General features: G+C 39.8%; 11 protein-coding genes, 3 pseudogenes and 1 other annotated feature. Of the genes and pseudogenes, 8 read left to right on the forward strand and 6 right to left on the reverse strand.

Annotation, left to right across the window (positions count from 1 at the left end):
- Positions 1 to 94: 94 nt before the first annotated feature.
- Complete coding sequence (locus AOC03_RS12435) at positions 95 to 1009, reverse strand: hypothetical protein (RefSeq protein ID WP_062536931.1); 915 nt, start codon at positions 1007 to 1009, stop codon at positions 95 to 97.
- A gap of 719 nt (positions 1010 to 1728) precedes the next feature.
- Between AOC03_RS12435 and AOC03_RS12440 the strand changes: the two genes are divergently transcribed.
- Positions 1729 to 2421 carry a methyltransferase domain-containing protein gene (locus AOC03_RS12440; RefSeq protein WP_062536934.1) on the forward strand — a complete coding sequence of 231 codons (693 nt, stop codon included), beginning with the start codon at positions 1729 to 1731 and terminating at the stop codon, positions 2419 to 2421.
- Positions 2409 to 3467, forward strand: a complete 1059-nt coding sequence (locus AOC03_RS12445; protein ID WP_227514349.1) for an FAD-dependent oxidoreductase — start codon at positions 2409 to 2411, stop codon at positions 3465 to 3467. Before AOC03_RS12440 ends, AOC03_RS12445 begins: the two co-directional genes overlap by 13 nt.
- On the opposite strand, the gene AOC03_RS12450 is transcribed toward AOC03_RS12445, so the two are convergent.
- Together AOC03_RS12450 and AOC03_RS13000 are read right to left on the reverse strand one after the other, a co-directional pair.
- Entirely contained in the window at positions 3464 to 4552 is a 1089-nt protein-coding gene (locus AOC03_RS12450; protein WP_062536938.1) for a type III polyketide synthase, read from the reverse strand. The two genes, AOC03_RS12445 and AOC03_RS12450, sit on opposite strands and share 4 nt — an antisense overlap.
- Positions 4553 to 4811: 259 nt before the next feature.
- Positions 4812 to 4937 carry a hypothetical protein gene (locus tag AOC03_RS13000; protein WP_227514350.1) on the reverse strand — a complete coding sequence of 42 codons (126 nt, stop codon included), beginning with the start codon at positions 4935 to 4937 and terminating at the stop codon, positions 4812 to 4814.
- A gap of 708 nt (positions 4938 to 5645) precedes the next feature.
- Here AOC03_RS13000 and AOC03_RS12455 point away from each other — a divergent pair.
- The 5 genes from AOC03_RS12455 (at position 5646) to AOC03_RS13070 (ending at position 9191) form a co-directional block, all read left to right on the forward strand.
- Positions 5646 to 5966 carry a hypothetical protein gene (locus AOC03_RS12455; protein WP_062536940.1) on the forward strand — a complete coding sequence of 107 codons (321 nt, stop codon included), beginning with the start codon at positions 5646 to 5648 and terminating at the stop codon, positions 5964 to 5966.
- Between the two features lie 294 nt (positions 5967 to 6260).
- Entirely contained in the window at positions 6261 to 7277 is a 1017-nt protein-coding gene (locus AOC03_RS12460) for a hypothetical protein (protein WP_062536942.1), read from the forward strand.
- 431 nt (positions 7278 to 7708) lie between these two features.
- Positions 7709 to 8299, forward strand: coding sequence for a recombinase family protein (locus AOC03_RS12470; protein WP_062536946.1), 591 nt, complete (start codon positions 7709 to 7711; stop codon positions 8297 to 8299).
- Between the two features lie 144 nt (positions 8300 to 8443).
- Positions 8444 to 8794, forward strand: coding sequence for an IS630 transposase-related protein (locus AOC03_RS12475; RefSeq protein ID WP_062536948.1), 351 nt, complete (start codon positions 8444 to 8446; stop codon positions 8792 to 8794).
- 280 nt (positions 8795 to 9074) lie between these two features.
- A complete protein-coding gene (locus tag AOC03_RS13070) occupies positions 9075 to 9191 on the forward strand; it encodes a transposase (RefSeq protein WP_227514355.1) in 117 nt (38 codons plus the stop codon).
- Positions 9192 to 9374: 183 nt separating this feature from the next.
- On the opposite strand, the gene AOC03_RS12895 is transcribed toward AOC03_RS13070, so the two are convergent.
- From AOC03_RS12895 to AOC03_RS12490, 3 genes and pseudogenes are all read right to left on the reverse strand, one after another.
- The gene (locus AOC03_RS12895) at positions 9375 to 9548 is read right to left on the reverse strand and encodes a hypothetical protein (protein WP_227514352.1); all 174 of its coding nucleotides are present in this window, start codon (positions 9546 to 9548) and stop codon (positions 9375 to 9377) included.
- Positions 9549 to 9625: 77 nt separating this feature from the next.
- Positions 9626 to 10432: pseudogene (locus AOC03_RS13020) on the reverse strand (CoA transferase).
- Between the two features lie 951 nt (positions 10433 to 11383).
- Positions 11384 to 13483 (reverse strand): annotated as a pseudogene (locus AOC03_RS12490) (type I restriction endonuclease subunit R); the annotation flags it as partial.
- Between the two features lie 49 nt (positions 13484 to 13532).
- On the opposite strand from AOC03_RS12490, the pseudogene AOC03_RS12500 reads away from it, so the two are divergent.
- Positions 13533 to 14774, forward strand: a pseudogene (locus tag AOC03_RS12500) (IS3 family transposase).
- Positions 13830 to 13946 (forward strand) — a sequence feature (AL1L pseudoknot). It overlaps the preceding pseudogene by 117 nt.
- Positions 14775 to 14828 lie beyond the last annotated feature (54 nt).

The following is a 14828-nucleotide window of genomic DNA, read 5'->3' on the forward strand; positions in this document are numbered from 1 at the left end:
ATATTCCTGAATGAGTAACAATCAAAGTTACCTTAAGTGAAAATTTAATAGACTCAAGAATCTGAAACCTGATTTTAAATCCATAGTTAGAGTTTTATGTTCTATGGCGTTTTGCCATATATTTGCCAAGTAAGGGCAAGCAAAATGCTGGTAATTGAAAAGCACCCAGTAACGGTAAAAACACCGCACCCATGAAGGGGGCAGTTATGGTGTAAGCAAGTAATACATTGCGTCCGCCACACACCAGCGCAGCGACAATGGCATTTTCATAGCCAAAACGCCGATATATGATATAAGCGGTAAAATAAAATACCAATGCCAATACAGAACTTAGTACCAGTAATAACAACGCTTGCCACGGATCATGGTCAAAGGTTGTACGAAATCCTGCCATTAGTCCCAATGGAAACAACATCAGCAGTAAAATATTAAACTGTCCAATTTTGGGATAATAACGTGACAAAACAGCAGGTGAAACAAACCGACGCACTCCCACAGCTAGCACCATTGGCATAACAATATAAACTAACAAGCGATTGACATACATACCAACGTCTATATGCGCATTTTCATCGCCTAATAGCCACAATACGCCTAATAATGTACATGGCATAACGAGCGTAGCAGCGATAGTTTTTGCCGTCGCCAGTTGTGCATCAAACCCCACCGCATTGACCAACGCACCACTACCAAACAATGGGGCAGTGGCACCAAGACCTGCAATAGCCAATAGCCAATCGCCACGTACACCGAGTGCATAAGCAATTAATGTTAAAACCAGACTCATTCCCCCGCTTTGTAATAAGGCAAAAACCCACACATAGCTTGTCGCTATACGCTTTAACAGCGCGTATTGGTCGATGCCCAGTAAAGTAAAAAACATCAAAAAGAACAGTATTTGGGGTAAATATACCAATATCGCATTGGATAAGTTTGGAAAAACAAAGCCCACAATGGCGCAAACTGGCATAATTAATGTGCTATGACGCGCAATAAAACGAAGAAGCATGACCTTTCCTAATAAAAATATTCATAAAAAAGCGGGTATTACTTCACCTTTTTTACCATCTGTTATGCAAATAATCCCCACATGATACTCTTTTAGTATTTTAATTATCTAATCATGACACTGTTACAGTTTACTGCCTTTTTAAGGCCGTACCATTTTTTTACTAGAAAGACGCCGCATATTTCATGGTTTATACTGGTGTTTGCAGTAAGCTTCTTATGCTCTCTAGGTTTGCGACATTATCAATATAACTATTGGACAAATGAATACCATAAAAAGTATTTCTTTGATGCGTATGCTGAACCACGCTGGGATTGTTTGAGATTCAACAATTTTAGAGAGTATGAAAATTCCGAGGTATCTCATACATCTGCCACATCGATGCATATATAGCACACCGACATAATTTAATGAGTTGGTAATTGCTAAACTGATTGAATAAGTTCGGTTCCCTAGTTAGGACTTGAATTTTTGACTATACCGTTAAAGACTGCCTAGAATTTAATTTTATCATTACGAATATGGAATTGAGCCATTTATTCTTTAGTAGTTTACGTATAGTATAATTATTAGTTTTTAGGGAGATGATGAAAGATCATCAGAGTACTTAGGAATTACATAAGAAACAAACCAAATCTAGAGCAACGAGTCTCTCTGTACTGTATTTATAGTGAAGGTGTTGTTATTTGCGGCATTAAATAAATTCCTGGAAAAAAACTATGCTATCACATCGCTCAAATGAAAAAGAAATTCTTGATTTAGGTCCGGGCAACTACACCGCGGAAGAATTTACTCATTGTCAAAAAATGCTATTTCGTATCAACCAAATTCTTGGAACCTTTCACGGGACAGTGAATGTGTTAAAGAAAAGTGGGGAAAAAGCGCATGTGATGGATGTTGGATGTGGCGCAGGCTTATTTATTCTTAATCTCAGTCGCCATTTTCCAAAGATGACATTCCATGGCATTGATATCTCGTCTGAAGCGATTGATATGGCTAATCATGAGAAGTCCGTATTTACATCGGATACCTCAAATGTGAAATTTGAGAAAATGGCTGAGCCTGAATTAACATTTGATGAAAATAGTGTTGATATCATTTTGGCAACCATGGTTTGCCACCACATGAGCAACGAAGAAATTATTGCCTTTTTCAAACAAGCATTACGCACCACAAAAGACAAAGTCATCATTAATGATTTGCACCGCAACCCCATTGCCTATTGGTTTTATTACCTTTTCAGTCCAATCTTATTTCGCAATAGGCTCATCACCTATGATGGTCTTATCTCCATCAAACGTGGCTTTATCCGTCAAGAATTAATTACCTTGTTAGAACAAGCAGGAATGAAACACTACCAAGTTAAATGGTGTTTCCCATTTCGTTGGAGGGTTATCATTTGGAAGAAGTAGTCATTATCGGTGGTGGCGTTGCGGGACTAGCGTGCCTAAATGCATTACTGGATCAAGGTATAGCGGCGCTTTTAATCGAAGGCTCAACCATCGGCACACCTAAAATGTGTGGCGAATTCTTAGCACCGATTGCGGCGCAGCAACTACAGCTTTGGGATATTGACCCTTTTATCCCCATTCCTCATGCCACGTTTTATGCTGGAAGCAAACAATTAGATATTCACTTCACTAAGCCCTCTGCTGGCATATCAAGAAGTGATGTTGAGCTAAAGTTAGCTGTACGAGCACGCAGACTGGGTGGACGCATACGTGAAAACACCTATCTAGAGTACACAACACCCGCCACTGAAAGAACGCCATTTTACTTCAAATTATCCACGGGTGAAATCATTGAGGCTAAAAGTGCTTTTTTTGCAATAGGTAAACTTGGCAACAACACAGACAATAAAAAAATCACTCTGCCTTATTTTGGTTTCAAATTGCATTTTTCCCATACCGAAAATGATCATAGTCTTAAGATGTTCAGTCTGGATAAAGCTTATTTGGGAATCGTTCCAATCAGCGAGACAGTAAGTAACTGTTCCTGTTTGGCAAAACGAGAAGTGGTTGATGCTGCAACTTCGCCGAATGAATACTTTCAGCATCTGACACAATCTCATCCTGTGCTTAAAAAACTATTCACCCCGCTTGATCTTAGCGCTATCGATATTATGTCGGGTCGCGCACCTGCATTTACTCAAAAAAACCCGCCTAACTGGCCTAACAGCTACTGGATAGGGGATGCAATAGCGTCGCTTTACCCTGCGATTGGTTCTGGATTTGCGCATAGTGTTGATAGCGCTATTCAAGCGGTACAGTTTTACTTAAAACAACAACCTGAGCTCTATCGTATCAACTATTCGAAATCGATTAAAACAAAAGTACTATTAGGGAACGTACTTAACGCCGCATTACTGCAACCAAAGGTGGGTCAATCGGCTCTTCCTCTACTGAAACGATCACCTAAGCTGGTGAACTTTGTACTCAAAAAGCTTGATTATGTTTAATTCGGCTGGTTTATCTTAAGTAACATTGACTCTAAGGTTAATCCAGGTCCAAAAGCGCAACTAAAAACAGTTTCTTGATGATTCTTAACTGTCAAATTAGCCATCAATTCTTTCAAAACAAACAAGATGGTGGCTGATGACATATTTCCATACTCACGCATCACATGATAAGCATGCTTGTTTTTGTCTTTTGTAATATTTAACGCTGTTTCACAGGCTTGCAGTATTTTCATACCGCCTGGATGAATGGCATAGTGATTAACATCGGTGATCGCTTCCTGTCTTAATAGTTTCTCCATAAACTCCGCAATCCCTGACTCAATCGCTTCTGGAACATAGGATTTTAAAACAATATCAAACCCTGAATCTCCTATGTGCCATGCCATATCTTCGCTAGTCTGTGGTAATAAATCGCACTTGAAGGCCTCGATCGATAGGCTCTTCCGATTCTCAGCCATAGGCTGAATCAGTGCCGCTGCTGCCCCGTCTGCAAAAATCGCATTTGAAACCAGATGATCCAAATCATCATCATTTTGAAAATGCAGACTGCAAAGTTCAACACTCACCACTAAAACAACAGCGTCTTTATTCGCGCGACAGGCATCATCTGCCACCTTCAACGCGTTAAAGGCACCGTAACATCCCATAAAATTGATTGCTGTGCGTTTGGCACCGGTGTGCAACTTTAATTGCTGCACAATTTCAATATCTAAGCCGGGCGCATACATGCCTGTACAACTGACTGTAATAACATGTGTGATATCGGCAAATGTGGCATCGGACTGCTCCATACACTGCTTGATAGCAGAGACGGCTAACGGCAGCGCATGCTCTTTATAAAGTGCCATCCGACCTGCGGTGGTTAAATCAGGTGATGATATGTCACTTTTGGAATTTGAGAGATGCCCCATATCGCTGAGCACACTATGCCGCGATTCAATACCCGTCGCATTATAAATAAATCTAAGCAGTCTTTTTTTTGCAGGAATCAAGTGCAACCGTTCTGCAATAAGCTCTGCGGCTTCACTTTGCTTGAATTTATGCTGCGGGACTGCGGTTCCAATGGCGGTAATACTGCTTTTCATCCTGAAATCCTGCTTTATAAAGACTGAATAACAATATTACATGTTTATTACTACCAACCCTATTAAAATATAAGGTGGTGTTCTAAAAAGCATGCTGGCATCAGACATAACCATAAGTCTTAGTAAGCAAAACAATTAGCCAATATTTCAAAGCTTGTATAGCGCACCGAACGTGTTCCTATAACAGCGCTTATGATAATAAGTTCGGTTCCCTAGTGAGGACTCGAATCTTCGGTTACAGGATAATGATCCTAGTAGTTTAAGCTTTTTGGATAACTCCTTTGCCATATTCGTACATTAATCCAAGATTGTATTTAGCTAATGAATTGTTTTGATTAGCTAAATTTTGATACCATCCTATAGCCTTAGAATAATCTTGACGCACACCAATACAAACTGAGTTATTGCTGGTTAATATGTAAATGCTATTGATGGTTAAGCGGACAGAGTCCGCCTGATTTCTTTATGAATAACTCGACCACTGTTGATATTATTACTTAAAAGCTAGAGATTTCTTAGCAAGGGTTAAATACATGTATAGAGAACTGAGCTCGTTATTATGTGTTCTCAAACTGACTGTTTATATAGAGCAAAATAAAAAATAAAAAAGCCCGCAAATATTTGGTTTATAGCTAATGGTTTACCTCCTACAATAGTCTACATTCAAGATATCATCTACTTACACCAGTCAAAAATACTTCTAGTTAATTATTATAGGTACACTGTCATATACACTGAGCTCGATTTACCTACCATTAGCCTAAAATATTAGAAATCAAATAATTTGCTATAGACCGATCGTTTATGAACAACCTTATTATGGTTTCATTAACAGAGTTCTTCGGATTACTCCCTCAAAAGATACTCTAGATTTGTATAAACCCGCAACAATAGAACAACTTGCTGTTACTATTACTACCTGATGAATTCTTAATGATCAACAATGAAAAAAAATGTTGGTTACGATTGAAGAGCTTTTACTTGGCAAGCAGTTATTAGGTACTTAATCACTATAAGGGGGTAAGCCATTAACCTATTCACTCTAACGAAAATTTCAGTAATAGCAGTAGCACTGCTCACCTCATCACTCAGCTTGGCAAATAATAAAAACAGCAAAAGAGTCGTTTATCCTGGTCCTGTCAAAGTATTACCAACAATTTGCACCAAAGGCGGTAGTGCGTCAGTCATTATTAAAAGTGTGGATGTTGGCGATGGTTATCATGCTGACATGCTGCTAAACGGCAAAGTAGTTAGTGCCTATTGTGATGTGGGTGATTGCGCTCTACTTTATAAGTATGGCATCACCAATGTGAAAGCTAAGGTTAAGCTTGGTTATACTTACATGGAAGAATACGAGAGTACCAAGACCTGCACAATTACCGATATAGAGCTCACCCCTGATCAGAAAATGTAAGGCGACAGCTCAACTAACTTCGCTTATAGGTATTGGTTTTTTTACTAAAGCTGCAATGCCCTAACAGATGGTAAATCCTTTATGCTATTTAGTTTCATTGATGCTTATAATCATGAAGCGTTAACGGTGGAGATTGATTTCTCTATGCTGGCTTAAAAAGTCACACGGAGTTTGAACGAGCGATTAAAAATATTTGAGAAAAATGGTTTTATTTGAGGTAGCAGATAGGCGAGTAATGATACGCCGCTCTGAATTGCTTATTAAACAATATTGATAAATTATCAAGGATAACCAGTGAAAACTGTCAAACTACTACCTATCGTACTTGCTTTAGGCGTAACGCTTAGTGCTTGTCAAACCAAGAAAATTGATTGCAGTAACAAAGAAGGCTTATCTGCTGTTATCGCTGCACTCACTAAAGATGCAGAACAAGAGATTAAATCAACCAATCCCACCGTTACTCTCTCAGCGATTCGGGCAGCAATAAATAACCTTGCTTTCTCTATCAAAGAGGTGCGAACCTCAAAACAAGATCCCAATAGTACCAAAGTTTTCTGTGAAGCAGCTTTCGTAGTAAATGTACCGGTAAACGTCATTGAAGATGCGGAAGAGGCCATGAAGAAAGCAGGATACGATAGTAATGTCGAACTTGCTTTAGAAGAAAATGGGTTCGAAATCTCATCTGCTGCTGCCAATAGCTATCAAGCAACGATTTCTTATAATCTGCAACCTACAGATGATGGTAAGAGCACTCTATCAAGGATTGATGAAGGAAAAACACAAGTCGTCAATGCTATTCACGATTTAATTGTTTGGTCAATGGCAAAAAACGAGCTTGCAAAACAAAGTGATAAAATCACTCAAGACGTAATTGTCATACCAGAAGTTAAGCCTGAAGTTAAGATTGAAACAGCACCAGCAGAAATTGAACCAGTACAAACTATTGATACGGCACAAACCTTTAATAATGAGCCCGTATTTGAGGAATTCTTCCAAGCTAATACTGGTGAAAATTATTTCAACTGTGCTTATAAAGGAAAAACAGCCAGTAAAAAATGCTTGGTTACCATAACTGAAGTGAACGCCTCAATAGATTCTCGAATCAGAGAGCGTTATGAGCCCCATTATACATTTCCAAAAATGGTTATTAAATGGCCAGACGGAGATGTGAGTCGCTACGTTTCTCTGAGCGACAATAGCAATGATGAAATCCTTAATCTGGCTAATAGAAACGCATATCAAGTTCGTGACAACAATCCCATAGACTTATTTATTGATAGTCAAGGCGAAGAGCATGTTCACTTATGGTAATCGTCACTCAGATTTTGGATAGCTCGTGTTTAGCCATATAGGACATTTTTTCAAAATAACCGCTAGCTAGATTTTTAGAATTTACCCGTAATGCGAGATCAGCTAAAACCATTACAACTAAAATTAATGATAAAGTATTCAAGTTCAATACCACTGGCATCAGCTTTAAAACCATTGATAGATAAGAGTAAGAATAACGAAGCTAACAATAGAGATATTACACAGTGTGGCTTGTTATCCAAAACGCTAATCGCCCTAACAAGCCTAGTCAAAATAGTTCGAGGTAACCTACCATTAGCCTATACCCAAATCATAAAATATCTAAACGATAATTCAACTATCATTAAACTTGTTTTAGTAATTAAATGATAGTAATATCTCGGTATTATCAATGAACATTAATTATTAAGTCTAAGTAATAGAGGTGGGTTATGACCGTTCGTATTTATGTGAGAGCCAGTACTAAGGATCAGGACGCTACCAGAGCATTAGCGGATTTGGTTACGTTCAGTACACGCTATGGTGAGACCTATGTGGATTACGTTGAGCACTTCAGTGGTACAAAGCTCGAAAGACCAGCACTCACTCAGTTACTCAATGACGCTGAGCAAGACGATATCTTATTGGTTGAAAGCGTGGATAGACTGAGCAGACTATCCCAAGATGATTTTGCCATCCTAAAACAGCGTATTAAAGATAAAGGCTTACGATTGGTGGTGGCTGATCTGCCAACCACGCATACGGTGAGTGAGGGTATGACTGGTGATATCCTAAAGGTAATTAACAACATGCTGATCGACTTATTAGCAACGATGGCTAAGTTAGACAACGATAAGCGTAGAGAGCGTATTAAGCAGGGATTGGCGAATAGCGGATATAAACCTAGTGGTAAGAAGCCAAACACAGCGAAACACAAGCGTATTAAAGACTTAGCCCGTCAAAACAATATGACAAAAGATGAGATAGCTAAAGCGGTTAGCGTTGGAGTGGCTACCGTTTATCGGGTGTTAAAACAGGGGTAGTAGCTGAGGTATTTTAAATATTAACCCATCATTATTATGATGAGTACTATATATTATTTTTGTTCATAAACAGCTGATATATAGTCAAGCCCACTTAAAAGTGTTATAAACTAATGATCAAACTTAATTGTTATTATAAAGATCATGACGTACTCACTAGATTTTCGTAGACAAGTTCTCAAAAGTATAGATGATGGTATGACCTACGTTCAAGCAGCTGAATTCTATAATCTCAGCCCAACCACCATACAAAACTGGAAGAGACGTGTTCATAGCAAAGCAACCAGGCAAACCAAGCCCTATAAAATACCAGATGACGTGCTACTCAATGATGTCAAAGAGCATCCTGATGATTATCAATACGAAAGAGCTCGTCGTTTAAACTGTAGTAAAACAGGCATTTATCATGCCTTAAAAAGCCTTGGTATCAGTCAAAAAAAAGACCTTAGAACATCCAAAAGCTTATCTGATCAAAAGAACAGCGTATCACAGTAAGCTCACTAGCTTGCCGCAGCAAGGCTACCCCATTGTGTATATGGATGGAAGTGGCTTTGAGGCTGAAACTATTCGTCCTTACGGCTATGCACCGATAGGCAGACCTTGTATTGATAGCTACAACTGGCAAGCAAAAAATCGAACCTAATGTCATCGGTCCTCTCTATGAAAAGATGCTGTTTGCGCTTGATTACTTTGAGCACAACATTAACAGCAGCTCATTTTACCACTGGTACAAATACACGCTAATTCCAAGTCTTAAAACTAAATGTGTGTCGTGATGGATAATGCCCGTTTTTATAAAAATAAGCATATTCAAAAGCTATTAAATAGGCATGGTCATCGTATTCTTTGGTTGCCACCCTACAGCCCTGATCTAAATCCTGAGCGAGCATAAAGCAAAGCACTGCTTTGCCCGAGCCCAAGACGAGAGCTGTGCTCGAGTGGGAAAAGAAGTGGGCACAAGCAAAGTTTCTACCCCAATGCTGGATGCAAAACGACTTATTTAAATTATTTTATGATATTTGCCCTAGCCATAACCATTTTATTTTGAACTGACTATAGTAATATCTGTCTCCTACTAATCATTTAGATGTGCAAATAAAAGGGGTTTTTGTGCTTCTATCAGGTTTAACACAGGTGTCACGCAGGCATCAATTTCTTCGAATAACGTTTGCCAGTAAGCCATAGGTTGGTTTGAAAATGCCTTTTCTACTGCTCGCCCTGCTACAATACTTTGTAATGTATTAGGCATTACACCACATTGCCAATGATCTTTAATATAGCCAACTAGATGTAATGTCTTGCATAGTGTTTGCCATTATTTAAGTTCTAGGGCACCAACAGCCATATAGCGGTCATCTTGAGCCCTATAGATTCGGTAACAGGGTAGTGACTCAGCGGAGATATACTCAGTGACATTAGATATTGATCATCAATATCCTTAATTGTTTTATCACTATTTTTTGACATAATCATATGATTATACAAATTATGCGTCATACTAATAGATATATGTCGGCCCTTGCCTATATTTTTAGCCGCAAAAACAGCAGCCAATATAGAGAATGCAATGTCGCTACTAACTAATAAGTCTGCAAACAGTACATTAGGCTGAGCTTGTTCGCCCGAAGTAGTTTTTAACTGAGCAAGCGCTCCACTCATTGCCATAAAATTGATGTCAGATCCTGCTTTCTCAATCCAAGGTCTGGCTAGAACTTTGAATGCGTCAGAAGTACCGAAGTTAGTAATAGAAACCATTAACAACTTTAGATTAATAGTATTCAAAGTAGTAACATCTAATCCCATATTAACAAGTTATCCAGGGATAAAGTCATCTAACATTACATCAACATTTTTTAAACGCTCTTTGATTATGTCAACTCATGCAACAGTACTAAAATTTACTTTCTCAGAATATATACCATGATTTGAAATATGGAATAACTCACCAAACGTATATGTTGCATCGGCATTTTCTAATTCAATTTTAACAACTTCTGCACCTAATTCAGTCGATAGGCGTGCAGCGAATGAGCCTGTTAGATTACGAGTAAGATTCACCACTTTGAGCCCTTTTAAGCTGCCTTTGATCGTCGCTACCGTATCATTATTACTAAGTTTAGTATTACTGGACATTCAGAAAAACCTCATACTGTTGTATTATATTAACTAATAAATACGCGAAAATAATAAATAAATTTAGAGTTTTCGAATTAGTAAATCCGCCTGGATTTTCATCTATGAACAGATGATTATAGTCTATAGTCAAGCAGCATAAGCATGTAAATCAATGAGTTAGATACATATATCCATCAAAAATATTCGGAAATAATTTGGACACCAATCTGGACACCAAAAGGCAATTTTTATTATCAAGAACCCTTATAATACAATGAAATTAGGTATAGTTATCCCCAAGGGTACTTTTGAGGGTAATTACACCCTCTTCAATCTTTTCAACATTTATCAGAATTATTTCAACTCTAGAAATCATATATAAATCTTAGAATTATAAGATCGGTTCTAAGAAAACAGACTATGATACCTATATTTTTTAACGTTCTCTTAATAATATTAAGCTCGCGGCTCTTGAATGAATAGACTTGTTCGATAAAAATTTTTTACAGCGTACGATACGGTATATATCATCTTTTGAGTCTATAAAGCAGCCTTGTGATAATTCTTAATCCGTTAAGATAAGAGACCTAACTCAAATAAACGACCTCCCATCCATATAGTCGGAGTGGTTGACACGATTGATAATCTTGAATATCTAATACTGACTTATGATAGGACATAAAATATTTCGTTACTTTTAAGCAAATGGTTGTAAAATTCTAGCCATCATTTACTTATTTACTCATTTACTCATTTACTCATTTACTCATTTACTCATTTACTCATTTACTCATTTACTCATTTACTCATTTACTCATTTACTCATTTACTCATTTACTCATTTACTCATTTACTCATTTACTCATTTACTCATTTACTCATTTACTCATTTACTCATTTACTCATTTACTCATTTACTCATTTACTGAAAGGTTAGCTTATTTTGCTTAGGCAATCCATCAAATATTTTCAAACTACCCGATGCTTCTTAAAGTTCTCCGCCTGCTCGAATATTTCTTTATACACCTCACCACGATCAATGGGCGGATAACCCCACTCATCAAGTAATACCATCAGATCGAACTGGAGCTCAGCCTTGATATCTTCGCGCTTGTTCCAGTCTGTGTATTTAGCTTTGTCGTCAATCACTTGTTTGACGGCTTTAGACAGCTCTAGCAGCTTGTCTTCAGGATAAGTGAAGTCGTATTTATGGGCCAGTGACAGCAGAATGTCATAAAATGCTTTTTCCTCAAAGTCGATGCCCATCTCACCGAACGAATCCATTTCAGCCCTCAGTTCATGGTATAGCTTGATAATTTCATCGGAGAAGTCACCTAGCACATCGTCACGGAGCACATCTTGCTCATCACGCTCATTGTACTTAGCGACTAAAGCTGTCATTTTTTTAGTGAAGTCGACGCCCTTGACCTTATTGGTCTTCTTTAGCTCACCAATAGCTTTGGCCAAGAGTTGCTGGAGCAGCTCTAGCTTGGTATTGGGCTGTTTGATGGCTTCTAGTTTCGCAAGGTAATCATCATCGAATAGGTCAATCTCACCATCGCTGGTTTCGCCCAATTTAAAGATTTCCTCCACCCCATCACTAATTAATGCCGCTTTGACCAAGTCACGTACCTTTTGGTTCATCTGCTCGACGTCAGGGGCTCCGCCCGTGGTGATTTTAAACAGAATGGTACGAATGGCTAGGTAGTAGTGAATACTGTCCTTATGCGCCTGTGTGAGCTCATTACTTCCGACGCAAATGTCATAAGCAGACTTTAGACGCTTTGCTAAGTCCATAAAGGTTTTTTCTAGTTTCTTACTTTGCAGGGTAAAGTTAGCAGCAGCATTGAGGCAGTGCAGCTGTTCAGTAGGCGTGCCTTTAAAATAGGGGCCGCTGTCAAAGGTGTGGAACATGGCTCCAAGCAGGCTCAGATGGTCTTTGACCACCACCACTGACTGTCTGATGTCATCAATATCTTGCTCTTGACCGCCCGTATAGTGCGATAGGGCTTGGTTCATCTGCTTTTTAATACCGATATAATCCACCACTAAGCCGTTCTCTTTGCCCTCAAACTTACGGTTGACCCGTGAGATGGTCTGAATCAGGCTGTGCTTTTGTAGCGGCTTGTCGATATACATGGTGTCCAAAAAGGGGACGTCAAAGCCAGTGAGCCACATATCAACGACGATGGCGATTTTAAAGTTCGATTGACCATTCTTAAACTGGCAATCGAGCTCTTTGCGGTAGTCCTTGTTGCCCAGCTTATCCCACAAGGCTTTGGGGTCGTCTTGGTTACGGGTCATGATCATCTTGATCCGTTCCATAGGCTTGACCTTTTTCTGCTCTTGCTCAGATAAGACAGATCCTGTTGCGCAAGCTCTAATTTCATCCCATTCAGGACGCAAGGCAATAATCTGTTTATAAAACTGGTAGGCAATGCCGCGACTGCTACACACAAACATGGCTTTGCCTTTTTGGGTGGTGCCCTCAAAGATACGTGCCTCATAATGCTCGACAAAGTCTTTGGCAATCGTTTCAATGCGGTCAGGATCGCCTAAGATGGTCGACATACTGGCCATGTCAGTTTTGCTTTTCTCAATCTGATAATCATTAGCACCAGCATCGCTACTGGCTTGGTAGTATTTCTCTACCTCGTCCAATTGACGACCATCAAGCAAGACTTTGGCAGCGCGACCCTCATAAATAATACGGACAGTAATATCATCAAATACCGATTCAGTCATGGTGTAGCTGTCGACCACAGGCCCAAAGACTTTAAGCGTGGCATCGACTGGTGTTCCGGTAAAACCGACGTAGGTGGCGTTCGGTAAGGAATCATGCAGATATTTGGCAAAGCCGTAGGTTTTTTTCACGCCCTCATCAGTGACGGTGATTTTTTGATCGAGGTTGATTTGGCTACGGTGCGCCTCGTCAGAGATACAAATGACGTTGGTACGAGTGGTTAATAACGCCAAGTCTTCGGTGAATTTATGAATGGTGGTGAGGAATACGCCGCCACTCTTACGCCCTTTCAGCTGTTCTCGCAAATCCGCGCGACTCTCGACACTGAACCGCCCCGGGATTGTCGGAGACTCAACATTCTGAGAGAATACGACAATGAAAACACGAAACTACACTCCTGAGATTAAAGAACGCGCTGTTCGTATGCTGATCGAAGCAGCAAACGACTATCCCTCCACATGGTCAGCTATTCAAGCCATTGCCCCCTAAGATTGGCTGCACGCCTGAGACCCTGCGATCCTGGCATAAAAAGCACATCGATCAAACTATTCCTGCCTCAGTGCAAGCGCAAAGTGACAAAGAGCGCATCAAAGAGCTTGAACGCGAGAATAAAGAGCTTGAACGCGAGAATAAAGAGCTTAAGCAAGCTAATGAAATCATCAGAAAGGCTGCGGCTTTTTTCGCCCAAGCGGAGCTCGACCTTCCACCCAAGTAATGATCAGTTTTATTGATGATAACAAAGCTGAGTATGGGGTCGAGCTGATCTGTAGAGTCCTACCGATTGCCCCGTCAACTTATTATCGTGCTCAAGACTTAAGCGACAACCCACACAAGCGTTCACTGCGCAGTCAGTATGACGACTTTTACATCGGTGAGATTAAACGTATTTGGCAGGTCAGCAAATGCCGTTACGGTGCGCGTAAAGTCTGGCAGCAGATGAAAGCTGATGGGTTAAAGGTTGCTCGTTGTACCATAAAGCGTTTAATGAGCCAGCATGGCCTACAAGGCGTTTGGCGCGGCAAAGGCAAGATTACCACCAACAGCCGTGACGACCAAAAGCGTGCTGGCGACCTAGTTAACCGCGACTTCACCGCCCATCGCCCTAATCAGCTATGGGTCGCTGATTTTACTTATATCAAGACAACTAGCGGCTGGGTCTATACCGCCTTTATTATTGATGTGTTTGCTCGCGCTATTGTCGGTTGGAAGGTATCAAAGCGCATGAACACCGATATGGTGATGGCGGCATTAAACCAAGCAATAGCAGATAGAAACAATCCCAAAGATGTCATTCATCACAGTGATAGAGGGGTTCAGTACTTATCTATTCGCTATACCGATAAGATGACGGGCTCTGGCGTGATTGCTTCTGTTGGTACAACAGGCGATTCATACGACAATGCATTGGCTGAAACGGTCAATGGGCTTTACAAGTCTGAAGTGATTCATTATTTAAAGCAGAACTGGACTGGCATTAACGATGTTGAATTAGCCACGCTTGAGTGGGTGGACTGGTTTAATAAAACCCGTTTGCATAGCACGATTGGTTATGTGTCACCCTTTGAGTTTGAAAAGCGGTATTATGATAATTTAAATCTGTCAGGCATCGCTGCCTGACTCAAGTAGTTCTACCTCCGATAAAGTCGGGGCGGTTTAGTATTTTGTATTTCT

Origin of the sequence: Psychrobacter urativorans (assembly GCF_001298525.1) — a bacterium.
Taxonomy (GTDB): Bacteria; Pseudomonadota; Gammaproteobacteria; order Pseudomonadales; family Moraxellaceae; genus Psychrobacter; species Psychrobacter urativorans_A.

What these genes read in the sequence shown, in the direction of transcription:
- AOC03_RS12435 (WP_062536931.1), bottom strand. Translation starts at nt 1,009, where the DNA reads ATGCTTCTTCGTTTTATTGCGCGTCATAGCACATTAATTATGCCAGTT.
- AOC03_RS12440 (WP_062536934.1), top strand. Translation starts at nt 1,729, where the DNA reads ATGCTATCACATCGCTCAAATGAAAAAGAAATTCTTGATTTAGGTCCG.
- AOC03_RS12450 (WP_062536938.1), bottom strand. Translation starts at nt 4,552, where the DNA reads ATGAAAAGCAGTATTACCGCCATTGGAACCGCAGTCCCGCAGCATAAA.
- AOC03_RS12470 (WP_062536946.1), top strand. Translation starts at nt 7,709, where the DNA reads ATGACCGTTCGTATTTATGTGAGAGCCAGTACTAAGGATCAGGACGCT.
- AOC03_RS12475 (WP_062536948.1), top strand. Translation starts at nt 8,444, where the DNA reads ATGACGTACTCACTAGATTTTCGTAGACAAGTTCTCAAAAGTATAGAT.
- AOC03_RS13070 (WP_227514355.1), top strand. Translation starts at nt 9,075, where the DNA reads ATGGATAATGCCCGTTTTTATAAAAATAAGCATATTCAAAAGCTATTA.
- AOC03_RS12895 (WP_227514352.1), bottom strand. Translation starts at nt 9,548, where the DNA reads ATGCCTAATACATTACAAAGTATTGTAGCAGGGCGAGCAGTAGAAAAG.